The sequence below is a fragment of the Arthrobacter sp. TE12231 genome, from assembly GCF_054062895.1.
This window is the reverse complement of the sequence record NZ_JBSSFS010000001.1, coordinates 834,269-860,701: the sequence shown is the minus strand read 5'-3', so window position 1 is coordinate 860,701 and position 26,433 is coordinate 834,269. Positions and strand designations below refer to the sequence as shown.

The following is a 26,433-nucleotide window of genomic DNA, read 5'->3' as shown; positions in this document are numbered from 1 at the left end:
CTCTTGACGGGGTTCTGGACTGCGATAGTTGGGCCGGCGCGGGGCGGCACTGACGCAACCATGCGGGTATCACTGGATTCCGAGCCCAGCGTTTCCTCACTTCCTGCACAAATCCAAGCCGCGACTCGAAGCATCTGGCGGGGGCCGGCCGAGCATCCACGCTGGGAGCGCCCGGCCCTCCTCGTGCTGTTGCTGTGCGCATCACTGGTGTATGTCTGGAAGCTCGATCAAAACGGCTGGGCCAACGCCTACTATTCAGCCGCGGTCCAGGCCGGACAACATAATCCGGCTGCCTTCTTTTTCGGTTCCTTGGACTGGGGCAATTCAATCACCGTGGACAAGCCGCCACTCAGCCTGTGGGTCATGGGGGTCTCTGTTTGGCTGTTCGGCTTGAACTCTTGGGCACTTCTGCTCCCGCAAGCCCTCCTGACGCTTGGAAGTACCTGCCTTGTCTATGCGTTGCTCCGCAGGTCCTTTCCCGCCCATGTTGCACTTCTGGCCAGCGGAATCATGGCGTTCACACCCGTTACCGTGCTGATGGCGCGCTACAACAACCCCGATCCTTTGATGATCTTCCTGATGTTGTCGGCCCTTTACGCCGGTGTCCGAGCAACAGAACGGGCCACGCCCAGATTATTGTTTCTTGCAGCGTTCCTGCTGGGCCTGGGATTCCTGGCAAAACAGCTCCAAGCATTCCTGGTTCTCCCGGCGCTCGTCTTAGTGTTTCTCGCCTTCGCCCGTGTTCCATTGCGGAGACGGCTGCTCACCGTCGGCGCCGCCGGCGCCATCCTCCTGGGCGTCTCGTTGGTGTGGCCATTGGCTGTTGATCTAACACCAGCCGATCAGCGTCCGTTCGTGGGTGGATCCACGCATAACAGCATGCTTGAGCTGACCTTGGGCTACAACGGCATCAATCGCGTGGTTCAGGCCGAGGAAGACCCAGCCGCTACGTTGCTCCCCGCGGGCCTTCGGGGAACGGCATCCGACGCTGGCTTCCTCAGGCTGTTGAACATGAATTACGGCCAGGAAATTGGCTGGCTACTGGTTCCGGGCCTCGTCAGCCTCCTTGCTGTCTCGTGGCAGCTCTTCCGTCGGAAGTTCACCAGACAACAATCCATCGTTGCCGGAGCTGCTGCCATATGGATGTTCACTACTTACGCCATGCTCAGCTTCATGGGGAACAGCTTCCATTCGTATTACAGTTCCTCCCTCGCTCCGCCGCTGGCACTCTGCATCGGCATCGGCGCCCACGTGGCCGTCGACCTGCGGAAGCAGGCGCCAGGCCGTATCCTCGTTGTGCTTGGGCTGGTTCTCAGCGCAGCGTGTTCCTACGCTATGTGGGGGCTTAGCGTCGCCATGCCGTTGACAATAGGAAACGAGATACTGGTCCTCGTCCTACTTTCTGCTGCCATGTTGGCGGTCCCCGCCCCGTGGCCGCGACTTGAGCTGATAGCTGGCGGGCTCGCCGCGGCAGGCCTTCTGATTGGACCGGTGTCCGCCGCTCTCGTCACGGCCGGGACCCCGCAATCAGGTTCCAACCCGCTGTCAGGCAGCGCCACCAGGGCCGAAAATACGCTCAGCCACTTCCTGGGAGACGTCAAACAGGGGGAGCCCGCATGGGCCAAAGGGATAGCGATCGGCAACGCGCCGAGCGTGAAACTTTCCAAAGCCCTGACGTCAGCCGATCCGGCTTGCACTTGGGCCGCCGCTACGTATCCGGGCCAGACTGCGGCTCGCTTCCAGCTGGAAACGGGTCGGGCAATCTTGGCGGTGGGCGGATTCGCAGCGGTTGATCCGAGCCCCAGCCTCGAGCAGTTTCAGCGCTTGGTAGCAGCAAAGCGTGTCTGTTATCTGGTCGAGCAGCCGGCGCAACTCGAAATTCCGGGTAACGGTGCCGATCTTCTGGCTATCCGGAACTGGGTCCGCGGGAACTTCGCGCCCGAGGACATGGACGGGGTCACCGTATACCGGCTCGTCAAATGATGCGCTGGACTGTGACTAACAGTTCGGGATGGCGACATCTTCAGGCACGAGCAATGCCTCGGGACCGTGTTCTTTCCAACTCATTCCCGTCGGAGTGGACGCCTTCGACGTCCCACTCCTAGAGTCGGAGTCGGTGTCCAACGGTGTTCCAGCAGCCGGCCGGTGCGGCGAATATGGAGACCGTGGGAGCCCATGACCAGTACCGGTTCACCGTGCCGGCAGGAGGCCAGTCAGTCCTGCTGCATTTGAAAACTTGCCCCAGCTATCTCCAATGGACACTAAAGAACGCCACCACCGGTTCTACTGCTGCCACCGGTTACGGCTTCGGCGAAGACAAACAGATCAATAACCTTCCGGCCGGCGCCTATGTGCTGGAATGGGTCGGAACCAACAACAACAGCGGCACCTACTCCTTTGATATGGGATGAGGCTTCATGGAATCTGTTCAGGTGTACACCAAGGCCATCCTCAAGTCGTGGTCGGACGTTCCGATCCTTCGGACCTATTTTGAATCGGACCTTCCCGAACCCGAAGCAGTGACACTTCTCGAACGGGTTCTGGCCACAATGGACTTGCCTGCTGCCGGGGCCGGCCAGGGCGGTATCGCACCATACCCCTTGGGGCCCATCGTTGCCATCCACCGTGCAGACTCAACGGCAAGAGCGCGATCCCTTCTGGAAGCGCTGGCCGCGGGCATCGAGGCCGAAGGCGCTACCGGAGCCCTCCGGGCTCTTCCGCGGGAGCACCGGATCGTCGGCCGCCTTGGGTTGAATATGGCTGGGTTCGCGGCCGGGGTGCGTTTGATCGGGGAACCGACCCAGAGGCGATCAACCGGCTGATTGTGCCGGTTGAACTGATGGACGCTTTGATCGACGTGGCTCTTGAATGGTGCCAGCTACCCTCCGGAACACATTATGTGAGCACGGCCTGGTCCCACGTGAAATGCACCGCCGGCCAGCGCAAAGCTGTACTCAAAACCGGGTGGGACCCCTACACGTCGAGTTGCCTTGCCTGCGTCAACGGGCCTGACGAAATCAGGAGTGTTGAATTCGGAGATTGGGGGACCGTTCAGTTTGGTCGTATTGATCCGGATCGTCGTTGGGAGCGCGCGGTGGCTGACTTGGCCGACCTGCTGGCGTCCCTGGCCGATCAGATCGAGTATGGGTGCGTTAAGCGGGCCAGACTCGGGGCTGGTTCATGGCAGATATTCCAGGACTATGACTGGCCTGCGCGGCCACACCTCAGTGATTCTCAATTCGCAACATTCTTTTTGCCGCGGAAAGTACCGGATGCTTACGGTATCCAGGTCCTTGGTCCCGGCCACCAATTGCCAGATCCACTCCTACCCATATGGACGGCAGAAAAAGTCGGGGCCGCATCGGCCATTCTGCAACACAGGGATCTTCCGTCCTGGTTTGAAGATCAGTTTCCCGACCCGGACACCCTCGATGAGGCCCGCAGATCTCTTGGTCCCCTCCTTATAACCACCGAGCAGGTGTTTGCCGCCCGGGGCCTGAAGTAAGGCTCGCGATGACCTTGTGGCGTCCTGTAGCTGGCTCTCACAGCGTCACCGTCCAGGCCGGCGGCCAGTCGGTGTTCCTGGCAGACCAGGGCTGCCCCAATTACCTGAAATGGACCCTGACCAACACGCCCACGGGCGCAGTTCCGGCAACGGGTTACTGCTACTACGGGAACCAGCAGATCAACAACCTGCCCGCGGGCCAGTACGTGCTGGAATGGACCGGGAGCAACAATGCCTCCGGCCCCTACTCCTTCAATTTGAGCTGGTGCTATGGAATCTATACGGTTATTCGCCAAGCCCATCGTGCGTTCCTGGGCGAAGATCGGCGTGCTACGGGCCTATTTTGAGTCGGAGCTGCCCGAAGCCGCTGCGGTGGAGGTTCTGGAGCGGGCCAGGGCTTCCCTGGAACTGCCGGCCGCCGGTACGGGACTGGGCGGTGTGGCGCCGTGCCCCTTGGGGACCGTCGTCGCGATCCACGGAGTAGCGTCGGCGGCCGAGGCACGGGGCCTTCTTGCCGCGCTGGCTTCCGGCCTGGAAGCGCAGGGTATCCATGGCTCCCTTCAGCCTCCTCCCGATGAGGACCCGCTCGTGGGGGATCCTGGTCTGGATATGTTCGGATTCACCGCCGGGGTGTGTTTGCCTGGACAGACAGGCCCGGAAAAGATCAGCCGACGCATCGTCCCGCCGGAGGTGCTGGATGCCGTCATTGACACTGCGCTTGAATGGTGCAGGCTGCCGTCGGGCACGCATTACGTCGGCACCGCCTGGTCTTATGTGAAGTGCACCGCGGAACAACGCAAGGCCCTCCTGGCTACGGGCACGACTCCCATCAACTTGGACTCGACGGCCCGCGTCACGGGACCGGATGAGATCAGAAGTGTTAAGTTCGGCGATCGCGGCACCGTCTATTTCGGACGTCTGGATCCGGACCGCAGATGGGAACCGGCGGTCGCTGATCTGACAGAGCTCCTCGCATCCCTGGCGGATCAGGCAGAGTACGGCTGCATTAAACGATCCAGGCTGGGAACTGCGCTCTGGGACGTCTTCCACGACTACGACTGGCCCGCCCGGCCGCACCTCAGGTACGCGAGCGTCGGCCGCGTCCTGATGAAGAGCCTTGTTCCGGGTGCCTTCGGTGTCCAGCTACTCGGCCCCGGACACCGTTTGCCCGCACCGCTGGCGCCCATCTGGAAGGCCGAACCCGCGGGTGCCGCTTCAACCATCCTTCAGCACACGGACCTCCCGGCCTGGTTTGAAGGTCCTCTTCCCGAGCCCGAGACACTGGAGGAAGCCCGCAGATCCATCAACCCCCTCCTCATGACAACCGCACAGGCCGAAGAAGTCAGATCAAAGGGCTAATCCCTTCCGGCAAACCATGGTGCGGGAGTGAGCCTACTGGCTGCAACGAGTGCGAATTCACTGCCAAATAGCTCTGCGATTCACAATCCGCGTCTAACGAGGCAACTTTACGCGACCCGGTGCAGCGCAAACCTAGATCGGATCAATATTGGACTTCTCGAAAGCCAGCCGGGCGAGTCCCGCCTCAGAGGCCTCCCACTCGGGATAGCCCTGCATTGACTCGGCGCCTCGGGGCGGGGTGGTCAGATAGGCGGTAATGCCCCGCGCCTGGACTTCCTCCACGAGGATGCGAAGCATTGTCTCGGCCATGGCCCGTGGCAGCTCACCCTTCGTATCCAGATATGCGACTGGACCATCGCCTGTGAGGTAGACAGGCGAATAGTAGTTCGCTGTGTACTCTCCGGTGACGGCCATCTCCGCGGCGGTCAGCTCATTGCCGTTGCCGTCAACGCGCATGCACCGCCCTACGGCAACGTGAAGTGCCTCGGCTGCTTTGTCGGTTTCCTCCGAGATAACCAGGAAAAACGGCGAGGGTCCCCACCAGCCATCAAGGGGCTCCTCATACGCTTCGCCTTGACTGTCAAAAATGTCCGGATCGACCGTCACGTTTGCCATGCTGTCCCCTTGATAAGTGCCACTCGGAACTGCTCGTAGTCAGCGTCAACGTAGCACGTCGGGGCGTTTTTCGTCGGCCTCAGGACGTCGCTGGTCAAGAAGCCCCGGGATGAGGATCCATGAATCAGGTGCTCTGGCACCGTTCGTCCGACGCGGCGGGTTGAACGACGACTACTAGGACCCGAACGGCGAAAGCCCGCCCCGCCAAGTGGCGGAACGGGCTTTCGGAGAGGCGCTTTCTGGCGCCTGAAGCGGGATTAGCGCTTGGAGTACTGCTGAGCCTTACGGGCCTTCTTGAGACCGGCCTTCTTGCGCTCGATCACACGAGCGTCGCGGCGCAGGTAACCGGCCTTCTTCAGGGTGGCGCGGTTGTTCTCGGTGTCGATCTCGTTCAGCGAACGGGCGATGCCGAGGCGCAGGGCACCGGCCTGGCCGGAGATGCCGCCACCGTGGATGCGGGCAATGACGTCGTAAGCGCCGTCAAGATCGAGGATCTTGAAGGGTTCGTTGACATCCTGCTGGTGCAGCTTGTTCGGGAAGTAGTTCGCCAGCTCGCGGCCGTTGATGGTCCACTTGCCGGAGCCCGGGACAACGCGAACGCGCGCAACGGCTTCCTTGCGACGGCCAACTGCAGCACCGGCAACGGTCAGTGCCGGGCGTTCCTTCTTCGGCGCAGCTGCTTCTGCAGCACCGCTCTCCGAGGTGTAGCTGGTCAGGTTTTCCTCAGCCTCGACGGCCTCGGTGGTCAGTTCTTCGTTCTGAGCCACGATTCTCCTTGATTAAAAGTTGGTTGGTGGCCAGGACTACTGGGCGACCTGGGTGATTTCGAAAGTCTTGGGCTGCTGGGCGGCGTGGGGGTGCTCGGCACCGCGGTACACCTTCAGCTTGCCCAGCTGCTGTGCAGCGAGGGAGTTCTTCGGGAGCATGCCCTTGATGGCCTTCTCCACGGCGCGGACCGGGTTGGATTCCAGCAGCTCCGCGTAGTTGACGGAGGTCAGGCCGCCCGGGTAACCGGAGTGGCGGTATGCGCGCTTCTGCTCCAGCTTGGCGCCGGTGAGGGCAACCTTTTCAGCGTTGATGATGATGACGAAGTCGCCCATGTCCATGTGGGACGCAAAGGTGGCCTTGTGCTTGCCGCGCAGCAGGATTGCGGTCTGGCTGGCGAGACGACCAAGGACAACGTCGGTGGCGTCAATGACGTGCCACTGGCGGTTGATATCGCCGGGCTTCGGGGTGTACGTACGCACGGTGTTTGCCTCGTTCTTGTTCTGGCGTTCTTGTTTTAGGCGTCACTCAAGGTGCACCTACTATCTATGCGCTACCGGAACAGAGGTGAGGGCTCTATGTAACCAGTCATCCTGAGGTCTCGAATGTGCACGTTGAGTAGCTATCCTGCAACCGGATTCTCAAGCGGGCACGCACCATCGAGTAGGACACGCACAACGACTACCAAGAATAGCCTGCCACGGGGTCTTGGGTCAAAATGGGGTGTCCGGATGCATCCTGTGTGCGCACTGTTTCGCACACTGTCCCGTGCCGGACCGTCGCATCACTGGAGGAACCGTGTTCGATCCCGCCGCTGCCGGCACCGTCTCACTGCTGTTCGCGCAGCCACTCGGACGCTCTACTGGCGTTTTCTTCATAGCGGGCGTGGGCCTCGCGGGCGCTTGCCTTGGCCTATTGGCCGACTTCTTCATCAAGCGCGCACTCCCCCACCTTGGCGGCAGCCCAGCGGTACGCACCAGATTTGCGACGGCGGCGGTCACTTTTGCATTGTCCGCCCTGCTGGCTTGGCGCTTCGGACTTTCGCCCGAGCTTCCCGCGTACGTCCTGCTGGCCATGGCCGGCATCCAGCTGGCGCGGATCGATTTAATCCACCATCTGCTGCCAAACCGGGTGGTTTTGCCCCTCCTGGGCGCCGGGCTGGTGCTGCTCGGGGTCGCCGCGGGAGTGGCCGGCGAGGCCGGAAACCTCCTGCGGGCGGTCGCCGGTGGGTTAATTCTCTTCATTTCCTACCTGATTTTGGCTTTGACCAGCCGAAATGGGCTCGGAATGGGGGATGTGAAGCTTGCGGCACCACTTGGACTGTACTTGGGCTACCTAGGCTGGTCCCACTTGTTCTACGGGGGTGCCCTGGGTTTCGTCGCAGGTGGCGTCGCTTCCATGCTCCTGGTACTCAAAAACCGCGGAAACAAGCCGGAGGAAGTGCCCTACGGGCCCTCGATGCTGGCGGCCGGCTTCGCCGTGATCCTGCTGCTCCCCTAAGTGTCAACCACCCCACCACGCGCGCAGATTAAGTAAGGCCGCTTATCAAACCAAGTAGTAGAGCCATGCCCCTACTTGGAAAGTGAGTACACCCCCGTTTGGGGCTAGGTGATACCCATGAATTCCCTCCAGAAAGTCGAGTATCGAACCTCATTGCCGTGCCGTTTGCGCCCGTGCAAATGTTGTTCCAACGAAGCTCCAGCAAATAAGCAATCGGGGATTTGCCGGAAATTCGTTTACCACTCATAACTCTGGAAAAGGAAAAACTAAAATGACTGGTCTCATGGTCTCAATGCTCGCTTTCGTCGCCGGCGTCAAGGACAAGCTCGAATCCGAAAAGGGAGCGACCGCGACGGAATACTCTCTCCTCGTGGGGCTCATTGCTCTCGGCATCGTTGTCGGCGTCGGCGCTTTCGGCGGCGCCCTCAACACCTGGTTCACCAACCTCGGCACCACCGTCGCAGGGTGGAAGTAACCCCGAGGTCAACCGCAGGTCTCAGCAACACCCAATGTGCCGCGTCCGTGTCTCGCGGACGCGGCACACACTCTTAATCATTCAGCTGCATCTATCCCTGGGGGGATCACATGAAGCGCAGCAGTTTACCGTCGCCCCGGTCTCGAGGTAAGGGCCGGCAGCGTGGTGCGGCAGCCGTCGAGTTCGCACTCGTCGCCCCCGTTCTCCTCGCCCTCGTTGGCGGGATCATTGAATTCTCCTACACCTACAACCTGCAGATTTCCGTGACCCAGGCTGCCCGCGAAGCAGCCAGGTCAATGGTCATCAGCAACGATCAGGGCTTGGCGCGGGCGGCCGCCGTGGCCGGAGCACCGGGGCTGAGTCCGGCCGGGTTTACGTACACCTTTACGGGCGCGTGCCCGAAAGGAACCACTGGCAACGCCCAGGTCACCGTCGGCTACACCGCCAACTCCCTGACCGGGATTTTTGGCAGTTCCGTCACCATTCAGGGGACTGGAGCCATGCGATGCGGCGGCTAAGGACATCAGTGACTCAAGCGGACCGCCGCGAGCGCGGGGCTGCCGGCGTCCTGGTCGCCGTCATGATGCTGGTGCTGATCGGCGCCGGAGCGTTGGCAGTCGACACCGGACAGATCTACGCCGAGCGGGCACAACTCCAAAACGCCGCAGATGCAGGCGCTATGGCCGCCGCGCAACAGTGTCACAAGGCCGGCACTTGCACTGTCACGCAGGCAAAGCTATGGGCGGAAGAACTCAGCGGGGCGAACTCCAACGATGGAGCCACCGCCGTCGATTCCGTAGATCTGTCGGTTCCGGGCCAAGTCACGGTGGTGACGTCCACCGTCAACGGCAGCAACGGGGCAGGGTTCTTGACCAAGATGTTCGCGAGTGCGCTGAACGCCCCGCCGGTGACGGTTCGGGCCGGCGCGACGGCGTCCATGGCCCCTCCGAACGCCGGGTCCGGCTTCCCCTTGGCGATCTCGGATAACTGTTACAACCTCTCGGGCGCGAGCCCTACTGGCCCGGTGCAGAAGATTTCATACAAGCCGGGGGGCACCTGCACCGGCCCGTCCGGAACAGCGATCCCCGGCGGCTGGGGCTGGTTGGACCAAAGCTCCGCTTGCCAGGCAACAACGCAGACCGGCAGCAACAACATGGGATCGGATCCAGGCAACAATCCGCCGAGCGGCTGCGCCACGATCCTTGACGGCTGGAAAGCCACCATCCTTGCCGGCGGCGACGTCAACGTAGCTTTCCCGATCTTCGACGACGCCACCAACCAGGGACAGAACGGCACCTTCCACATCATCGGCTACGCCACCTTCAAGATCTGGGGCTGGAAGTTCGGCAACAACCACTCCTACGAGTTCCGCAACACCTCCAGCGACCCCGGAATGACGGCGTCACTCGCCTGTGCATCAGGAAGTGATCGCTGCATTATCGGCCAGTTCGTCAAGTTTGAATCCATTGATTCCTTTGGAGGCCCTCCTGGAACAGGCACAGATCTCGGAACCGTTGAAATCAAATTGATTAAATAGGAAATTTCTAAGGGGATATCATGAAGACACGCCTGCTGGGGGGCATCGCCGCATTACTTGTGGCAATTGTTGGAACCGTATTGCTGGTCACCTACGTTCAAAATGCTGATAAACGCGCGCTGGGCAGTACTGAGACTGAAAACGTCTATGTTGTCCAGAAAACCATTCCTGCCGGTGCCTCCGCGGAGACGATCGCCGGCTCGGTGGTAGAGAAGTCCGTACCGAAGCTCGCCATTGCCGAAAACAGCGTGACGGACCTCTCGTCCCTTGGCTCCAAGGTCTCTGCCGTAGCTCTCATGCCGGGAGAGCAACTGCTTTCCTCGCGGTTGGTGGAGCAAACCGCCTTCCTCGGCCCGTCGCGGGTCCAGGTTCCCACGGGGCTCCAGGAACTCACGCTGAAGCTTCCCATTGAGCGCGTTGCCGGCGGCGTCCTGAAGGCCGGGGACACCGTGGGTATCTTCCTCTCAGTGGAAGACACCGGCGCCGGCCAGGCCGGAGGCAAAGCCAGCAAGACCCAGCTGAGCTTCCACAAGGTACTCGTGACGGCGGCGCAGTTCAGCGACGGCGCAGCCACCCAGACCGGCACATCGGACACCGCATCCGGCGCCAGCCAGGTCTCGTCCACGACCAACAGCAAGCCCCAGGGCGACGGCAGTTACCTCATCACCGTGGCCAGGAACTCCGCCGATGCGGAGCGGATTGTCTTCGCCGCGGAGTTCGGCAAAATCTACCTGTCCAAAGAGCCGGGCGACGCAGTCGAATCCAACACGGGCACAGTAGACACAGCAGGGCTGTTCCGATGAGCCGCTACGTACTCATCACCCCAAACGGCGACTTCGAGCGTCTGGTCCGGCTGGCCGTAACCGGAATGCACGGCGCACTTCACGTCTTCCAAGCGGACTATTTGCCGGAAGGCCCGGCGGATATCATTCGCCAGATGCAGGGAGAACCTCCGGAGGTCTTGATCCTCGGACCCGGCCTTCCCGTGGAAGGTTCCCTCAAACTGGCCTCAGTGATGGACCTCCAGTATCCCGAAATCAGCGTTGTCCTGGCCGCTGCTGCCAACCCTGAGACGGTGCTGCAGGCCATGCGGGCAGGCGTCCGGGACTTCCTGGATCCCGGCGCGGATACCGACACGATCCGCGTCATGCTTGAGCGGGCCAGCCTTGCAGCGGCAGGCCGGCGGCGTGGGCTCGCCCCGCAGGCGTCGGAACACGCTGACCACGGCGGCGCAGGCCGCGTCATCGCTGTGATGTCACCCAAGGGCGGCGTCGGCAAGACCACGGTGGCGACCAACCTCGCGGTCGGGCTCGGCAAGACGTCTCCGATGGGCGTAGTGATCGTCGATCTCGACCTTCAGTTCGGTGATGTGGCCAGCGGCCTGCTTCTGGAGCCGGATTTCACCATCACGGATGCCGTGATGGGAGCTGCCAGCCAGGATTCGATGGTCCTGAAGACCTACCTGACCGTTCACCCGGCCGGCATCTACGCCCTGTGCGCCCCACGAAGTCCGATCGAGATGGATCGGATCACGGCCGCCCATGTCTCCCACCTGCTGGATCAGCTGAGGCAGGAGTTCCATTACATCGTGGTGGACACGGCGCCGGGTCTGGGAGAACACGTCCTTGCGACGCTCGAACAGGCCACGGACGCTGTCTGGATCTGCGGAATGGACGTTCCCAGCATCAGGGGAATGCGGACCGGCTTCCAGATCCTGGAAGAGCTCAATCTGGCCCCCGAACGCCGTCACATCGTCTTGAACATGGCGGACCGACGGGCCGGCCTGACCCTAAAGGATGTCGAAGCAACAGTCGGTGCCCCGGTGGATGTGGTGCTGCCGCGTTCCAAAAACCTTCCTTACTCCACCAACAAGGGAGTCCCCGTTCTCCAGGACGGAAGCAAGGATGCGGCGTCCAAGGGACTGCGACAACTGGTGGAACGCTTCAAACCCGGGTGGGAAGCAAGACCACACAAGCAACTGCACAGAAGGGCGGTTTTCCAGTGAGCCTCACGGACAGATTCGCACAACTGCGGGGGGAGTCCCCCGCAGGAAAGTCACCCGAATTGCAGCCTGCCCAGGTCGACGTCTTCCAGGCCCCATCGACACTCGGCCGCATCCACGAGGCAAAGACCTCTGCGGAATCGCGCAGCGACGTCGTGGACGTCCAGCAGACCGCCTCGATCGCCAGTGAGGCCCTCAATGCGCTCAAGGAGCGAGCCAGCCAGGCTCTGTTTGAGCGGCTCGGGTCCAGGATCACCGATTCGTCGATCGGCGAGGCTGAACTCCATCAGTCGGTCAAAGACGAACTCAAGGCCGTCGTCGATGAGGAGCAGATTCCTCTCTCCGGCCAGGAACGCCAACGGCTGATTCGCGAGATCATCGATGATGTCCTGGGGCACGGGCCCATCCAGAGGTTTCTGGACGACCCCGCCGTCACGGAAGTCATGGTCAACCGTTTCGACCAGATCTACGTGGAGCGCGAGGGCCAACTGTTCCTGACGGACACGAAGTTCACCTCGGACGAAGCGCTCCGGCGGGTCATCGAGCGCATCGTGACAAACGTGGGCCGGCGGATCGACGAGTCTTCGCCATTGGTGGACGCTCGCCTCGCCGACGGTTCGCGAGTTAACGCCATCATTCCCCCGCTGGCGGTAAATGGACCGGCTCTCACAATCCGGAAATTCGGCCGCGACCCGCTGACCGTCAACAACCTCATCACGATGGGCAGCCTGTCCCCCGAGATGGCGGAACTGCTGCAGGCCTGCGTGCAGGCAAGGATGAACATCATTGTTTCCGGGGGCACCGGCACAGGCAAGACGACGTTGCTGAATGTGCTGTCTTCGTTCATCCCGGCGTCGGACCGGATCGTCACGATCGAGGATGCCGTGGAACTGCAACTCCAACAGGACCACGTGGTCCGGCTGGAAAGCCGGCCTCAGAACATCGAGGGCAAGGGCGAGATCTCAATCCGCGACCTCGTCCGGAACTCGCTGCGCATGCGCCCCGACCGAATCGTCGTGGGCGAAGTCCGCGGCGGGGAATGCCTGGACATGCTCCAGGCCATGAATACTGGCCACGACGGCTCCATCTCCACCGTCCACGCCAACTCCCCCCGGGACGCCATCGCCAGGCTCGAAACCCTGGTCCTGATGGCAGGCATGGACCTCCCGCTGCGGGCCGTCCGTGAGCAGGTGGCCTCGGCCGTCAACCTGATCGTGCACATCTCGCGGCTCCGCGACGGCTCCCGCCGCGTCACCCACATCACCGAAGTCCAAGGCATGGAAGGAGACATCGTCACCTTGCAGGATGCGTTCGTCTTCGACTACTCGGCAGGGGTGGATAGCAGCGGGCGGTTCCTCGGCAAGCCGGTGCCCACCGGCGTCCGGCCACGGTTCACTGACCGGTTCGCCGATCTCGGGATTGCCATCTCCCCGGCAGTCTTCGGCGCGCAGCCGGCAAGGGGGCGGTAGCCATGCTCCCTGAGCTTTCCCCCCTCACTTTCGTGGGAGGCCTCCTGCTGGTCTACGCTGCTCTGGCGATCGTCTTCACATTCGTCTTCAAGTCCCGGTCCGCGGTGCCGCTGTCCCGTCGGCGTCCCGACGCTGCACCGCAGACTTCTTCTCTCACCAGGCTCACCGACCAAGCGGTCCACGCCCTGAACAAGGGCGTCCGCCGCGGAGGCACCGGGATACTGAACAGGGACAAACTCGACGCCGCCGGTCTCAAGAAGGGCCCTGGCGACTACCTGCTGATGGCAGGCGCTTTGACCTTCGCCGCAGTGGTGGCCGGGTTCCTGATGGGCGGGGCGTTCTTCGCGGTCCTGCTGCTGGTGCTCACCCCGGTAGCCCTGGTGTTATTCCTGAATGTCGTGGTCTCCCGGCGGAGGAGGAAGTTCGACGAGCAGGTTCCGGACACGCTGCAGATGTTTACCGGCGGCCTCCGGGCAGGGCATAGCCTCTTGCGGGCCATCGATGCCGCGGCGCAGGAAAACGAGGCGCCTATGGCCGAGGAACTGAACCGGGTGGTCAACGAGACAAGGATTGGTCGGGATCTAGGCGAGTCACTCGACGAGGTGGCACGACGGACTGACAACGAAGACTTTGGCTGGATCGCCCGGTCAGTGGAGATCCACCGGGAAGTCGGCGGCGACCTTGCCGAAGTCCTGGACCACGTGGGGGAAACCATTCGGGACCGATCCCAGATCCGCGGGCAAGTCCGGGCACTGAGCGCTGAAGGACGTATCTCAGCCATCGTCCTCATGGCGCTTCCAGTGGTCATGTTCGCGGCGCTGACTTTCCTCAATCCCTTTTACGCCAGGGTGTTCACGAGCACATTGGCTGGATATCTCATGATCGCCGCAGCGGCGGTCCTGCTGGCTATTGGTGGCTTCTGGCTCAGCCGGCTCATCAAGCCGAAGTTCTGAAAGGAAGGCGAACCTCATGGACATGATTGCCTACGCCGCGATTCTGGCGGTTACCGCACCGCTGTCGGTGATGACCTGGTGGGTCGTCACCGGGGATCATGCAGGGTTGAGAAACATCCAATCCAACCTTGGTAACCACCCACAGACCAACGGACCGAAGCTGGGCTCCAAGGGACAGCTCACGGCGTGGAGTCTGAAAGTGACGCCCAAGGGCTACACCGGCTGGCTGGACAAGCAGCTCGCCGGAGCAGGTCGTCCCAAGGCCTGGCCGTTGGGCAGGATCGTCACGGTAAAGCCATTGCTTGCGCTGGCCGGAGCGGTGATCGGCATTCTTGCCTACGCTTCTGATGCCTCGGCGCTGAAGTTAGCCCTGTTGTTCGGACTCCCTGTCCTGTTCTACTTCCTGCCTGACATCCTGATCCGAAACTACGCGGAAAAGCGCCGGGCCGAAATCAAATTGGAACTGCCAAACGCCCTGGATCAAATGCTGATTTCCGTCCAGGCGGGCCTAGGCTTCGAGACTGCCATGGCGCGCGCCGGCGAGACTGGCAAAGGTCCGCTGGCGGACGAATTGATCAGGACACTGCAGGACATTCAGGTGGGGCGCTCCCGCAAGGAAGCGTATCTGGCCATGTCCCAGCGCGTTGATGTCCCGGACCTGCGGTCCTTCGTCAGGGCCGTCGTGCAGGCAGACACCTACGGCATTGCGATTGCCAACGTACTGAAGTCCCAAGCGCAGGTCATGAGGGTCAAACGGCGCCAGCGGGCCGAAGAACACGCGATGAAGATGCCGGTGAAGATCCTTTTCCCTCTAATCTTTTCAATCCTTCCCGCGATGTTCCTCATCGTTCTCGGCCCGACAGTGCTGAGCATCATGGACATGTTCGCGGGCCGCTAGCTGCACCGCCCTTCCTAGGAGCTGAAATGACCACCAGCGAATCGAACTTGCAGCTACGGCACAGTGAAATCTCACATCTCCTGTCGACAGACGAAGAAGGCGCCACGGCCACCGAATACAGCATTCTGGCGGGCTTCATCGCCATCGCCATCGTGGCCGGAGTCGGAGCTTTCGGAACCGCCCTGGGCTCGTACTTCACCGGACTCGGGACCGGAGTCAAGGTAGCTCTCGGCATCCCTTAGAGCATTCCAGCAGATGCACAGCCCATATTCCGGACCCCCTTGGACCCAGAGCCGAGGGGGTCCTTCGGCGTGCCCGGCGGACAGTGGGCGCAAGATGAGCGCAGGGAATGTACAGGAAACGTGCAGTTTGGGAAGCCTTAGCACAGGATGCGTCAAAGGCCAATCACCGGCGTGTCGGTGCTTGCTACGTTTCCCTCAGCGCTGGTGCAGGACCAGCCGCCCAACTCGCTCAGGAGTTAACAATGCGTTCCTTTCTCTCCAGCTTCGCAGCCCGTCTTCGCCGAGATCAGCGCGGCGCCACGGCCGTCGAATACGGCATCATGGTCTCCCTCATCGCAGTCGTCATCATTGTTGCCGTGACGCTTCTTGGCGGCACTTTGAAAGAGACTTTCAACTCGGTCCAGTGCAGCGTCAAGGGCGGCACCTACACGGCAGCCACGACTACGGGCGGCGTGACCACGGCAGGCAGCTGCTCGAAGTAACTCTCGCCAGGGCCCCTAGCTGCTGGCCGGGGCCAATGCCAACTCGCTCAGGAGTCACCCCATGCGCACTTTTCTCTCCGATTTCGCATCCCGCTTTCGCCGCGACCAGCGCGGGGCCACCGCCGTCGAATACGGCATCATGGTCTCCCTCATCGCCGTCGTCATCATCGTCGCCGTGACGCTTCTTGGCGGCACCTTGAAGGAAACCTTCAACTCCGTCCAGTGCAGCGTCAAGGGCGGCGCCTACACGGCAGCCACCACTACCGGCGGCGTGACCACGGACGGCACCTGCTCGAAGTAATACCCCAGCACGACCCACCGGACAGGGTTGCGGAAGGCTTCGGCCCTCCCAACCCTGTCCGCATCAGGCGCCAGCGGCCAGCGAGATCCAGAGAGGCGGTCCCCCATGTCCAAGACATCCGAACGGGGCGCAGCCGCGGTGGAATTCGCGCTCCTGGCTCCGGTACTGATCATGCTGCTGCTGGGCATCATGGAATTCGGCCGCGCCTACAATGTCCAGATTTCACTGTCCAGTGCCGCCCGCGAAGGCGTGCGCGTGATGGCAATAGGCAACGACACCACGGCCGCGCGCACCGCGGCCAAGAACGCGGCCACGGCGCTCCAGCCCCCGTTGGCAGACGCCAACATCAGCATCAGCCCCGCCGTGTGCACCGCCGGCGCGCAGGTCACATTTACCATCAGCTACACCCTCGCCACCATGACCGGCATCGCCGGGCCATTCCCGCTGCAAGGCAAAGGGGTCATGGTATGCGGCGGCTAGCCGGACTGACCCCGGCAGGAGACAGCGAGCACGGGGCCATCAGCGTCCTTGTCGCAATCCTCATGGTGGTGCTCCTGGGCTTTGCAGCCCTCGCTGTCGACACCGGAGTCCTCTACGCAGAACGGGCTCAGTTGCGGAACGGTGCCGATGCCGCGGCCATTGCGGTTGCCCAGAAGTGCGCGAAAAACATCAATGATCCGGACTGCTCCAGCACTTCCACGCTTGCCGCCAGTCTCGCGAACAGCAATGCCGGGGACGGGCTGAGCAACGTGAAGTCCCTCCTGCTGGACAAGAACGCGCGAACCGTCACAGTGGTTGCCGGCGCCCAGGAAGCGGGCAAGCCAGCCAACAACGTCTCGCTGTTCTTTGGCCGAGCCCTGGGCTTCAACAGCACCGAGGTCAATGCCCCATCGACGGTCAAATGGGGCAGCCCGGTTGCCGGGACAACGGCTTTTCCCTTGACGTTTTCCATCTGCCAGGTCAAGGGGCACGTCGACGGGACTCTGCAATTGCTCCAGAGCCACGGCAGCGGCGCCAACCCGGGCTGCAATTACGGGCCATCCGGTGCTGCCGTCGAGGGCGGCTTCGGCTGGCTCCCCAACGATCCCGGCATTTGCGGGGGACTGATAGACCTTGCGGTCAGCGAAGGAGGGAGCGATCCCGGCAACAGCGCCCCTGGTGCCTGCGACGCAACGCTTCAGCGCTGGGCTGCCGATATCACCGCGGGCCGAGACGTCGTTGTCCTGCTGCCGGTCTTCAATAAGGTGACCGGCACTGGAGCCGGCGCCGTATATGGGCTGATCTCATTTGCGGCCTTCAAGGTCGCCGGCTGGAGTTTCAGCGGTAATAACAGCCTCCCCGACTCGTTCCGCAACAAGCCTCCCGACATTCCGTCGGCAGTGAAATGTGATGGCAACTGCCGAGGCATCATCGGGAGCTTCATCCAGTACGTGTCGCTGGCGAACGGCTTCACCCTTGGGCCCGTGGACGCGTATGGAGCCACCGTCGTGAAACTCACGCAATAGCACCAGCCGTTGCCGCCCAGTCCACCCACCAGTTCAGGAGCAGTTTTTGAAGTCACGCTTATTGGCAGGAATCGCGGCCCTGGTGCTGGCCGTCATCGGAGCCATCGTGGTGGTCAGCTATGCGCAGGGAGCCGACGCGCGGGCTGTTCAGGGTCTGGATCCTCAGGACGTCCTCGTGGTGGCGAAGACCGTCCCCGCCGGCACTACCGTCGAGGCCTTGCAGCCGTTCCTCACCACCGAAAAACTCCCTGGCACGGCCGTCGCCAAATCGGCGCTCAGGAACCTGGATGGCCTGGCGGGCAAAGTCACCGCCGTCGACCTGCTCCCGGGCGAGCAGCTTGTCGCCGAACGCCTGATCGCCCCCGAAAACCTGAAGGCCAGCGGAGCAGTTGAGGTGCCGAAGGGTCTGCAGGAGGTTTCCTTCCAGCTCGAGCCCCAGCGCGTTGTCGGCGGTCGGATCGAGGCTGGCGACCATATCGGCATCTTTATCAATCTTGATGGCGGAGGCCTCGAAGCCAAGCCGGACAAGCAAACCACTCAGCTCACAGTCCACAAAGTTCTCGTGACCTCGGTGCAGCGGGCACCCTCGGCAGCCCCCTCTCCTCAGCCCTCCCCCGGCTCTACTGCCCCGGCACAGGACACGTCGCTGCCAACAGGGTCGCTGTTGCTGACGGTCGCCGTGAACGATGTGGACGCCGCCAAGATTGTCTACGCGGCGGAATTCGCCAAGATCTGGCTGAGCAAGGAACCGCTCAACGCCACGGACAGCGGCCGGCCAGGAATCATGACGAAACCAGAGGTGTACAAATGAGCCGCTTTGTCCTGATCTCCCCCAATACGGATTTTGATGCCCGAGTCCGGCAGGCCCTCGCCGGCGGTCTGCCGGGCGGTCTGCAGACCTTCGCGTTCGTCAATCCGGCCAACCCGGCGGAGCTCTTCGCGAACCTCAACCAGGAACGGCCCGAGGTCCTGATCCTGGGGCCGGACGTGCCGGTGGAGGACGCCTTGCGCCTCGCGACGGTGTTCGACGTCCAGCTGCCCGAGCTCAGCGTCATCCTGGTGGGCGAGGCAGATCCGAACTTTGTGCTGCTGGCCATGCGGGCCGGCATCCGGGACATCCTCAGCCCGGCGGCGGACCCCGCGCAGATCCGGGTGCTGCTGGAGCGGGCCTGCCAGTCATTCACCACCCGCAGCCGGACCTCGGTGGCCAAGCAACCGGACAGCGCCAGAGGGCTGGTGATCGGTGTCTTCTCCCCCAAGGGTGGAGTCGGCAAGACCACGATTGCCACCAACATCGCGATCGGGCTGGGCAAGGTCGCGCCCATGGGCGTGGTGATCGTGGACCTGGACCTGCAGTTCGGGGACGTGGCCTCGGGCCTGTATCTGAACCCGGAGCACACCGTGACCGATGCCGTCTCGTCCTCGGCCAGCCAGGATTCCCTCGTCCTCAAGGCCTTCCTCACGGTCCACCCCGGGAACATCTACGCGCTCTGCGCCCCCCGGTCGCCGGAGGAGGCTGACGACATCACACCGCAACAGGTCACCCGGCTGCTCGAACAGCTGGCCGAACAGTTCCAGTACGTCGTGGTCGACACCGCCCCGGGGCTCCCCGAGGTGGGACTCGCCGCACTCGAACAATGCACCGATGCCGTCTGGGTGACCGCCATGGACGTCCCCAGCATTCGCGGGCTGCGCTCCGGTCTGGAAATCCTCCGGCGCCTGGACCTGCTTCCCGAGACCCGCCACGTGGTCCTGAACATGGCCGACTCCAAGTCCGGGCTGAGCGTCCAGGACGTCGAGGCGACCATCGGCGCACCCGTGGACGTCAGCATCCCCCGGTCCAAGGCAGTCGCGTTCTCCACCAACCGCGGCGTGCCGGTGCTCCAGGACGGCCGCAAGGACCCTGCCGTCAAGGGCCTGAAACAGCTCGTGGACCGGTTCGATCCCGCCTGGCGCGCCACTGCCCAGAAGAAACTGCACCGGCGGGTGGTGGTCTGATGAAGCTCTCCGAACGGCTCCGCTCCGTCGAAGGCACCGCCGACGCCCCCGTTGTTCCCCTCCCATCCCACGGGCAGGAGACGACGGCGGACAGCGCCGTCGTCGTCGAGCTCCCCGGCCTCGTGCTTCCGGCCGCACACACCGTCAACACCGCCGGCAACACCGGCGGGACTCATGGCGGGACTCACGCCGGCACTCCCGACCCGACCCGCAGCAAGGGCCAGCAGCCCGTCGATGCCTTCGCGGCGCTCAAGCAGCGGGCTGCCACGGCGTTGTTCGAGCGCATGGGAACCCGCTTCAACGATTCCGCCTCCAAAGAGGATGACCTCCGCACCTCGGCGCGGGAAGAGCTGACACGCATCATCGACGCCGAACAGGTCCCCCTATCCGCCGAGGAGCGCGCCCGGCTGGTCCGCGACGTGGCTGACGACGTCCTGGGCTACGGCCCGCTGCAACGCCTCCTGGACGATCCCGCCGTCACGGAAATCATGGTCAACCGGATGGACCAGATCTACGTGGAACGGCAGGGCAAACTGACCCTGACCGAGTCGCGCTTCAGCTCCGAGGATCACCTGCGCAAGGTGATCGAGCGCATCGTCTCCAAGGTGGGCCGGCGGATCGACGAGTCCTCGCCGCTCGTGGACGCACGGCTCGAAGACGGGTCCCGCGTCAACGCCGTCATCCCGCCGCTCGCCGTCGGCGGTTCGTCATTGACCATCCGAAAGTTCAGCAAGGTGCCGCTGACGGTCCGGAACCTCATCGAATTCGGCACGCTGACGCCGGAGATGGCGGAACTGCTCAATGCCTGTGTGAAGGCCAAGCTGAACATCATCGTCTCCGGCGGCACCGGCACGGGCAAGACGACGCTGCTCAACGTCCTGTCCTCGTTCCTCCCCCACGACGAGCGGATCGTGACCATCGAGGACGCCGTCGAGCTCCAGATCCAGCAAGAACATGTGGTGCGGCTGGAAAGCCGGCCGCCGAACACGGAGGGCAAGGGCGAGGTCACCATCCGTGAGCTGCTGCGGAACTCCCTGCGTATGCGCCCGGACCGGATCGTGGTGGGTGAGGTCCGCGGCGGCGAATCGCTGGACATGCTCCAGGCCATGAACACCGGCCACGACGGCTCGCTCTCCACCGTCCACTCCAACTCCCCCCGGGATGCTGTGGCCCGCCTCGAGACGCTGGTCCTCATGGCCGGCATGGACCTGCCGCTGCGTGCTATCAGGGAGCAGATCGCCTCGGCCGTCAACCTCATCATCCAGATCTCCCGGCTGCGGGACGGGACCCGGCGCATCACCCATGTGACCGAGGTCCAGGGCATGGAAGGGGACATCGTCACGCTCCAAGACGCCTTTGTGTTCGACTACACCGCCGGCGTCGATGCCCACGGCCGGTTCCTCGGCAAGCCGGTCCCCACCGGCATCCGCCCGCGCTTCATCGACCGCTTCGAAGACCTGGGCATCCATGTCTCCGCCAACGTGTTCGCCGCGCCGCTGGCGCCGGCCGGAAGGTCGTGATCTGTCCATGACACTGCTGCCCCTTGGCATCGGCCTGCTGTTCTGCGCCGTCCTGGTCCTGGGCGTCGTGCTCCTGGCCCCAGGCGGGGCCAGCGTCCCGCTGGACCGGCGCAGGCCCGCCGAGGGCCAGCCCGACTCGCAGCTGACCCGGTTCGCCGGCTCGGCAGTCCACCTGGTTGACGGGTTCTTCTCCCGGCGTACGGTCCGGTTCTTCAACCGCGAGACCCTGGAACAGGCCGGACTCCGCCTGAGCCAGGCGGACTTCTACGTCCTGCTGCTGGCCGGGGCCGTGGCAGGGGCCATCGCCGGCCTCGTCGTCGCAGGGCCGCTACTGGCGGTCATGCTTGTCATGCTGGCCCCGGTGGCGGGACACCTCGTGATCGGCTTCCTGACCGGCAAGCGCCGCACCAAGTTCGATCAGCAGCTAGGCGACACCCTGCAGTTGCTCTCCGGGGGCCTCCGCGCCGGCCACAGCATCCTGCGCGCCATCGACGCAGCCGCGTCCGAATCGCAGAGCCCGACGTCGGAGGAGATGCGCCGCGTGGTCACGGAGACAAGCCTGGGCCGGGACTTGCTGGCATCCCTCAGCGATACCGCGGACCGGATGCGGAACGAGGACTTTGTCTGGATCGCCCAGGCCATCCAGATCAACCGCGAGGTGGGCGGCAACCTCGCCGAAGTCCTGGACCAGGTCAACGAGACCATTCGCGAGCGCAGCGAGATCAAGGGCCACATCAAGTCCCTCGCGGCCGAAGGCAAGTTCTCCGCCTATATCCTCATGGCCATGCCGATCGGGATCGTGGTGATGCTGATGCTGGTCAACCCGGGCTACATGAACGTCATGTTCACGCATCCGCTGGGCTGGGGCATGATCGTCGCTTCCGTGATCCTCATGACCATTGGCGGTCTGTGGATGCGCAAAATCATCGACCTGAAGTTCTGAGGCAGCGATGGCGCCTTCCGTCCTCCTTGCCATGCTGCTGGTATCCGTGCCGTTGGGCTATCTGGTGTGGTCGTTGCTGTCCGTCGACCGGAAATCGCAGCGCGCCACGCGGGAGATTCTCGCGCTGGGCACGGACCCTGCCGAACTCACCCAGCGGGCGCGCAGCGGCCTGCTGGAGCGGGCCGGCTACCGGCTCACGCCCTCCGCCTACGTCCGCAAGCTGGACAGGCTGCTGTCCCTCGCCGGGCGCCCCGCCTCGCTGCCGCTGGGACGCGTTCTCGCGGCCAAGCCGCTGCTGGGCCTTCTGGGTCCCCTGCTGGGCTTCTGGATCGGCGCCAACGGCACGACGCCGATCCTCAAGCTCGTGGGAATCTTTGTGTTCCTGCTGGGCTACTTCATCCCCGACCTCCTGCTCTACAGCAAGGGGCAGGAACGGCAGAAGATCCTGCAACTGGAGCTGGCCAACACGCTGGACCAGATGCTCATCTCCGTCGAAGCGGGCCTCGGCTTCGAAGGCGCCATGGCCCGGGCGGGTGAGAACGGCAAGGGCCCGCTGGCGGACGAACTGATCCGGACCCTGCAGGACATGCAAGTGGGGCGGAGCCGCCGCGAGTCCTACGTGGCCCTGGCGGAGCGGACCAATGTGCCGGAGCTCCGCAGCTTCGTCCAGGCCGTCGTCCAGGCAGACACTTACGGCATCGCCATCAGCCGGGTGCTGCGCGTGCAGGCGAAGGTCATGCGGGTCAAACGCCGGCAGCGGGCCGAGGAAAAGGCCATGAAGCTGCCCGTCACTATCCTGTTCCCGTTGCTGTTCTTCATCTTCCCCGTGCTCTTCATCGCCATCCTCGGCCCGGCCGTCATCAACGCCATAGACACCTTCAGCGGCCAGTAGCGGCCCGCATCCGCTTGCAGCGGCCAGTTGGCCGCGGATCCGCCGTGAGGCGCCACGGCGGCCGCCTGGCTGCGGCAATACCCGCTTCGGACGGTACCCCTGCGGAAAGCCTCAAGGTTTCCGCAGGATAGACCGGAGTCCCCGGCTTCAGCCGAATCAGCAAGTAGCGTGGGCACATGTCCCTTCCCAGCGCCTGCCCCGATGACGGAGATGCGAGCATGGTCCTCGCCCCCACAGCCTCCCCCGGACTGCCGGCGCCCGCCCTCACGGCCTCCAGTGCCCTGGTGGCGGCTCCCCCGGCGGCGGCCCCGCTCGTGGACCCTGCGGCGCTCCAAGACCTTGGTGTCCAGCTCGACAGTCCGGCCGTGGCGAAGGGATTCGCCAGGGATTACACCAAGATGTGGGACCAGCGCTACCGCTCGCTCGCCTCAGCCCTGGAGCGCGGCGACCTCGCAGGGTCCATGGACGCGGTGCTGAGCCTGAAGACGTCCTCCGCGATGGTGGGCGGCCTGCGCCTGGCCCAGCTCGCCGGCGAGCTGGAGGTCGCGCTCAGGGCCGGGGACATGGACCACGCCCTGTCCCTCCTGCACGACGTCGCCGAACGGGGCGACGAAACTGTTGACGAGCTTCAGTTCAGCTATGTCCTGTGGGAAAGCTAGGCCTGCCGGGAAAGCTGGCCCGTCGACTCAAGGCACGCGCGCAACCCCGGCGATGCGCCGGGGGCGGGGCGGAGACTCAGCGCCGGCGCGGCGCTGAGCGCGGCCCCCGCGCGCGGCTACCGCTCCGGTGCCAGCCGGTAGCCCACGCCGCGGACGGTCTGCAGCCAGCGCGGCTGCACCGGGTCCTCGCCGAGTTTCCGCCGGAGGTTGCCGATGTGCACCTCGACGGCGCGTTCATCGGATTCGCTGATGTAGGCGTCCGCCCGGTAGTAGTCCCCCCGCACCACCCGCACCAGTTCGGTCTTGGACCGCACCGCGCCGGCACCCTTGAGCAGGGCGTGCAGAAGATCAAACTCGCTGCGGGTCAGGCCGACGGGCTCGCCGTCGACGCTCACAGACCGGGTCTCCGGGTTCAGCTCCAGCCCGTTGTGCCGCAGCACCGGAGCCTGGGACGCCGTCGGGACGGCTTGGGCCCCCGGATCCGTCGCCGGGACGAGTGCGGCCTGGAGAACCTGCCGCGGCCGGCGCATCATCGCACCGACGCGGGCACGCAACTCACGGGGACGGAAAGGCTTCGCCAGGAAGTCATCCGCACCGGTGTGGAATGCCGTCAAGGTATCGAGTTCGTCGGTACGGGCCGTCAACATGACCACGTAGGCGTCGCTGAACTCGCGAATCCGGCGCAGCACCTCGAAGCCGTCGATATCGGGAAGCCCGACATCCAAGGTGACCACGCTGGCCTCCTGCTGCCGGATGACGTCGACGCCTTCCCTGCCGCCGGCCGCCGAATGAACTTCGAAGCCGGCCTGGCTCAATACCGCTTCGACAAGGTTCCGAACATCTTCGTCGTCTTCAACTACGACGGCGACTCCCAGGTCGGTCATGGCCCCCCTCATGTGGCACGCTACGCTGCCGTCCGCGGATGCGGCGGCAACACTGGATCCGCCGGCCCCCACCGGCATTGCCAGAATACCCACGGTAGGGGGCAAAACCTCGGCGGCTCAGTAACAGAAATAGCAAAACTTCGATTTATGTCAAGTTTGCGTGACACCAGGTGTAAAACTGAAGCAACGAGAAAGGGGCGCGGCGTCTTTGGCTAGACAACGGCTGATCCGGGGTGCGGATCGATATGTCAAGGCATTGGGGCCCCGTGCGCGGGTCCTAATCTGCCAGTTGCCGTTGGCCGTCATGATGGCCGGAGTCCTCCTCGCCGCCCCCACCGCCTGGCCCGGTCTTCTGGAGAGCCCCTTGTGCCGGTTCGCGCTCGGCCTGCAGGGCGCACTCCTGGCGGCCTGCGTCCTGGTTCCCTGGCAGCGCTTCGGGCCGTTCGCGCCGCTGATCATCCCCGTCCTGGATCTGGTCGCCGTCGGACTTCTCCGGGATGGCGGCGCGGCGGGGCTGCCAGATCCCGGGGTGCTCTCGGTCCTGCCCGTGGTGTGGATTTCGGCGTCCAGCCTGTCCGCGCCCGCAAGCCTTTCGCTCAGTTTTACCGTGCCGCTGCTGGCAGCGTTGCCTTGGCTCCTCGCAGACCCCGCGGCACCGGTGGCCGCCCGCGCAGCTGAGGCCATGCTGGTCCCGCTCATGATGCTCGCCGTATCCCTGGCCATGCGGTTCGCGCGGGCGCGTCTGCGGCACGAGCAGTGGCGGATCAAATCCAAGGAAGCCGAACTGCAGGCCCTGCTCTCGGACAGCAGGGAACGCGAGCGGCTCCTGAACACCATTCTTGACACTGTCGACGTCGGGATCGTGGCAGTGGACGCCGACGGCCGCCGTCTGCTGACCAACAGTTGGCAGACGCAGCTGGAGGAATCCGCAGAGTCGGCGGCGTCGGCGTCTCCGGCGGAAGAAGGCCAGCTGGTGCTGACAGGTCAGGACAGAAGCACGCCGCTGCCGCCGGAACGCCGTCCCCTCCGGCGGGCGCTGGGCGGCGAGTCCTTTGCCGATTACCTCGTCTGCTTCGGCGAGGCGGCAGACAGCCGGGTGGTCTCCACGGGGGCCCGGCCCCTGAAAAACGACGACGGCGACTTCCGCGGGGCTGTGGTGGTATTCAACGAGGTCACCGGCCTCGTGGACGCCCTCGCCGCGAAGGACGAGGTCGTTTCGACCGTCTCACATGAATTCCGCACGCCGCTGACGTCCATCATCGGCAACCTCGACCTCGTGCTCGCCGACACGGAGGGCCTGGACAGTCCCGTGGTGCGCCGCATCGAAGTCGCGCAGCGCAACGCGGAGCGGCTGCTGGCCCTGGTATCGGACCTTCTGATGTCCGCCAGTTCCGCGGTCCATGTCCATCCCCGCCGCACGGACCTCGCCGGGCTCGTGGAAGCCAGCCTCGGCTCGGCCCAGGCACATGCTCAAGCGTCCCGTGTTGACCTCACGATGGACGTCCGGGGCCCGATCTGGGCCCATGTGGATCCGCTCCGGATCAGCCAAGCCCTGGACAACCTCGTTTCCAACGCGATCAAGTACTCCCCCGACGGCGGATCGGTGCGGGTCTCCGCCAGCACCGACGACGGTTTGGTGCGCCTCCACGTCGCGGACACCGGCATGGGCATGACGGCCGCCGATGCCCGGCGGGTCTTCACCCGTTTCTTCCGCAGCCCGGCCGTCCGCGAGGGGTCGATTCCAGGGGCCGGCCTCGGCCTGTCCATCACCAAGGCCATCGTGGAACGGCACGGCGGATCCATCTCCTGCCGCACGCTTCCAGGCCACGGGAGCACGTTCACCGTGGAGCTCCCCGCAGACGGTCCCCCGGCGGCGTTCTAGGCTTAGCGGCCCAGCATCGTTCGGTGCTAGCCCGAGGTCGTCGGACA

The 26,433-nt window shown here is 63.9% G+C and carries 31 protein-coding genes; 27 read left to right on the top strand and 4 right to left on the bottom strand.

What is annotated here, in order from left to right; genetic code table 11:
* Positions 1-60 precede the first annotated feature (60 nt).
* The 6 genes from ACVWYS_RS04015 to ACVWYS_RS03990 all read left to right on the top strand — a co-directional run bounded on the left by ACVWYS_RS04015 (position 61) and on the right by ACVWYS_RS03990 (position 4,864).
* Positions 61-1,983 carry an ArnT family glycosyltransferase gene (locus ACVWYS_RS04015; protein WP_456509373.1) on the top strand — a complete coding sequence of 641 codons (1,923 nt, stop codon included), beginning with the start codon at positions 61-63 and terminating at the stop codon, positions 1,981-1,983.
* 143 nt (positions 1,984-2,126) lie between these two features.
* Positions 2,127-2,411: a hypothetical protein gene (locus ACVWYS_RS04010; RefSeq protein WP_456509372.1), complete on the top strand. Its 285-nt coding sequence runs from the start codon at positions 2,127-2,129 to the stop codon at positions 2,409-2,411.
* Between the two features lie 6 nt (positions 2,412-2,417).
* Positions 2,418-2,822, top strand: coding sequence for a hypothetical protein (locus ACVWYS_RS04005; protein ID WP_456509371.1), 405 nt, complete (start codon positions 2,418-2,420; stop codon positions 2,820-2,822).
* 17 nt (positions 2,823-2,839) lie between these two features.
* Complete coding sequence (locus ACVWYS_RS04000; protein ID WP_456509370.1) at positions 2,840-3,505, top strand: hypothetical protein; 666 nt, start codon at positions 2,840-2,842, stop codon at positions 3,503-3,505.
* Between the two features lie 8 nt (positions 3,506-3,513).
* Positions 3,514-3,852, top strand: a complete 339-nt coding sequence (locus ACVWYS_RS03995) for a hypothetical protein (protein WP_456509369.1) — start codon at positions 3,514-3,516, stop codon at positions 3,850-3,852.
* Positions 3,776-4,864 (top strand): hypothetical protein, encoded by a 1,089-nt coding sequence (locus tag ACVWYS_RS03990; RefSeq protein WP_456509368.1) that lies wholly within the window; start codon positions 3,776-3,778, stop codon positions 4,862-4,864. Before ACVWYS_RS03995 ends, ACVWYS_RS03990 begins: the two co-directional genes overlap by 77 nt.
* Before the next feature lie 132 nt (positions 4,865-4,996).
* On the opposite strand, the gene ACVWYS_RS03985 is transcribed toward ACVWYS_RS03990, so the two are convergent.
* The 3 genes from ACVWYS_RS03985 to rplM all read right to left on the bottom strand — a co-directional run bounded on the left by ACVWYS_RS03985 (position 4,997) and on the right by rplM (position 6,726).
* On the bottom strand, positions 4,997-5,479 hold the full coding sequence (locus tag ACVWYS_RS03985) for a hypothetical protein (protein WP_456509367.1): 483 nt from the start codon (positions 5,477-5,479) through the stop codon (positions 4,997-4,999).
* A gap of 257 nt (positions 5,480-5,736) precedes the next feature.
* Positions 5,737-6,246 carry a 30S ribosomal protein S9 gene (rpsI, locus tag ACVWYS_RS03980; RefSeq protein ID WP_018773707.1) on the bottom strand — a complete coding sequence of 170 codons (510 nt, stop codon included), beginning with the start codon at positions 6,244-6,246 and terminating at the stop codon, positions 5,737-5,739.
* Between the two features lie 36 nt (positions 6,247-6,282).
* Entirely contained in the window at positions 6,283-6,726 is a 444-nt protein-coding gene (rplM, locus tag ACVWYS_RS03975) for a 50S ribosomal protein L13 (protein WP_015937805.1), read from the bottom strand.
* Between the two features lie 316 nt (positions 6,727-7,042).
* Between rplM and ACVWYS_RS03970 the strand changes: the two genes are divergently transcribed.
* From ACVWYS_RS03970 to ACVWYS_RS03875, 20 genes are all read left to right on the top strand, one after another.
* Entirely contained in the window at positions 7,043-7,744 is a 702-nt protein-coding gene (locus tag ACVWYS_RS03970) for a prepilin peptidase (protein ID WP_456509366.1), read from the top strand.
* A 271-nt stretch (positions 7,745-8,015) separates the two neighbouring features.
* Positions 8,016-8,219 carry a Flp family type IVb pilin gene (locus ACVWYS_RS03965; RefSeq protein ID WP_456509365.1) on the top strand — a complete coding sequence of 68 codons (204 nt, stop codon included), beginning with the start codon at positions 8,016-8,018 and terminating at the stop codon, positions 8,217-8,219.
* 110 nt (positions 8,220-8,329) lie between these two features.
* On the top strand, positions 8,330-8,737 hold the full coding sequence (locus ACVWYS_RS03960) for a TadE/TadG family type IV pilus assembly protein (protein WP_456509364.1): 408 nt from the start codon (positions 8,330-8,332) through the stop codon (positions 8,735-8,737).
* A complete protein-coding gene (locus tag ACVWYS_RS03955; protein WP_456509363.1) occupies positions 8,725-9,756 on the top strand; it encodes a pilus assembly protein TadG-related protein in 1,032 nt (343 codons plus the stop codon). The genes ACVWYS_RS03960 and ACVWYS_RS03955 overlap by 13 nt, the downstream gene beginning before the upstream one ends.
* A 20-nt stretch (positions 9,757-9,776) precedes the next feature.
* Positions 9,777-10,559, top strand: coding sequence for a Flp pilus assembly protein CpaB (cpaB, locus tag ACVWYS_RS03950; RefSeq protein WP_456509362.1), 783 nt, complete (start codon positions 9,777-9,779; stop codon positions 10,557-10,559).
* Entirely contained in the window at positions 10,556-11,761 is a 1,206-nt protein-coding gene (locus ACVWYS_RS03945; protein ID WP_456509361.1) for an AAA family ATPase, read from the top strand. Before cpaB (ACVWYS_RS03950) ends, ACVWYS_RS03945 begins: the two co-directional genes overlap by 4 nt.
* A 152-nt stretch (positions 11,762-11,913) precedes the next feature.
* On the top strand, positions 11,914-13,227 hold the full coding sequence (locus ACVWYS_RS03940; protein WP_456510274.1) for a CpaF family protein: 1,314 nt from the start codon (positions 11,914-11,916) through the stop codon (positions 13,225-13,227).
* A gap of 2 nt (positions 13,228-13,229) precedes the next feature.
* Positions 13,230-14,180: a type II secretion system F family protein gene (locus ACVWYS_RS03935; RefSeq protein WP_456509360.1), complete on the top strand. Its 951-nt coding sequence runs from the start codon at positions 13,230-13,232 to the stop codon at positions 14,178-14,180.
* A gap of 16 nt (positions 14,181-14,196) precedes the next feature.
* Positions 14,197-15,078 (top strand): type II secretion system F family protein, encoded by an 882-nt coding sequence (locus ACVWYS_RS03930; RefSeq protein ID WP_456509359.1) that lies wholly within the window; start codon positions 14,197-14,199, stop codon positions 15,076-15,078.
* A 26-nt stretch (positions 15,079-15,104) separates the two neighbouring features.
* Positions 15,105-15,320: a Flp family type IVb pilin gene (locus ACVWYS_RS03925; RefSeq protein ID WP_456509358.1), complete on the top strand. Its 216-nt coding sequence runs from the start codon at positions 15,105-15,107 to the stop codon at positions 15,318-15,320.
* 242 nt (positions 15,321-15,562) lie between these two features.
* A complete protein-coding gene (locus tag ACVWYS_RS03920; protein ID WP_456508462.1) occupies positions 15,563-15,802 on the top strand; it encodes a Flp family type IVb pilin in 240 nt (79 codons plus the stop codon).
* A gap of 61 nt (positions 15,803-15,863) precedes the next feature.
* Complete coding sequence (locus ACVWYS_RS03915; protein ID WP_344368244.1) at positions 15,864-16,103, top strand: Flp family type IVb pilin; 240 nt, start codon at positions 15,864-15,866, stop codon at positions 16,101-16,103.
* A 105-nt stretch (positions 16,104-16,208) separates the two neighbouring features.
* Complete coding sequence (locus ACVWYS_RS03910) at positions 16,209-16,583, top strand: TadE/TadG family type IV pilus assembly protein (RefSeq protein ID WP_344368243.1); 375 nt, start codon at positions 16,209-16,211, stop codon at positions 16,581-16,583.
* Positions 16,571-17,608, top strand: a complete 1,038-nt coding sequence (locus ACVWYS_RS03905) for a pilus assembly protein TadG-related protein (protein WP_456509357.1) — start codon at positions 16,571-16,573, stop codon at positions 17,606-17,608. The genes ACVWYS_RS03910 and ACVWYS_RS03905 overlap by 13 nt, the downstream gene beginning before the upstream one ends.
* Before the next feature lie 46 nt (positions 17,609-17,654).
* Positions 17,655-18,419, top strand: coding sequence for a Flp pilus assembly protein CpaB (gene cpaB, locus ACVWYS_RS03900; protein WP_456509356.1), 765 nt, complete (start codon positions 17,655-17,657; stop codon positions 18,417-18,419).
* Positions 18,416-19,606: an AAA family ATPase gene (locus ACVWYS_RS03895; protein ID WP_456509355.1), complete on the top strand. Its 1,191-nt coding sequence runs from the start codon at positions 18,416-18,418 to the stop codon at positions 19,604-19,606. The genes cpaB (ACVWYS_RS03900) and ACVWYS_RS03895 overlap by 4 nt, the downstream gene beginning before the upstream one ends.
* Complete coding sequence (locus ACVWYS_RS03890; RefSeq protein ID WP_456509354.1) at positions 19,606-21,126, top strand: CpaF family protein; 1,521 nt, start codon at positions 19,606-19,608, stop codon at positions 21,124-21,126. The genes ACVWYS_RS03895 and ACVWYS_RS03890 overlap by 1 nt, the downstream gene beginning before the upstream one ends.
* 7 nt (positions 21,127-21,133) lie before the next feature.
* Positions 21,134-22,069: a type II secretion system F family protein gene (locus ACVWYS_RS03885; protein WP_456509353.1), complete on the top strand. Its 936-nt coding sequence runs from the start codon at positions 21,134-21,136 to the stop codon at positions 22,067-22,069.
* 7 nt (positions 22,070-22,076) lie between these two features.
* Positions 22,077-22,961 (top strand): type II secretion system F family protein, encoded by an 885-nt coding sequence (locus ACVWYS_RS03880; RefSeq protein WP_456509352.1) that lies wholly within the window; start codon positions 22,077-22,079, stop codon positions 22,959-22,961.
* A 176-nt stretch (positions 22,962-23,137) separates the two neighbouring features.
* On the top strand, positions 23,138-23,620 hold the full coding sequence (locus ACVWYS_RS03875; protein WP_456509351.1) for an Hpt domain-containing protein: 483 nt from the start codon (positions 23,138-23,140) through the stop codon (positions 23,618-23,620).
* A gap of 116 nt (positions 23,621-23,736) precedes the next feature.
* Here the strand turns inward: ACVWYS_RS03875 and ACVWYS_RS03870 are convergent, their stop codons facing one another.
* Complete coding sequence (locus ACVWYS_RS03870) at positions 23,737-24,504, bottom strand: response regulator transcription factor (RefSeq protein WP_456508453.1); 768 nt, start codon at positions 24,502-24,504, stop codon at positions 23,737-23,739.
* A 304-nt stretch (positions 24,505-24,808) separates the two neighbouring features.
* Between ACVWYS_RS03870 and ACVWYS_RS03865 the strand changes: the two genes are divergently transcribed.
* Positions 24,809-26,386, top strand: coding sequence for a sensor histidine kinase (locus ACVWYS_RS03865; RefSeq protein ID WP_456509350.1), 1,578 nt, complete (start codon positions 24,809-24,811; stop codon positions 26,384-26,386).
* Positions 26,387-26,433: the final 47 nt, after the last annotated feature.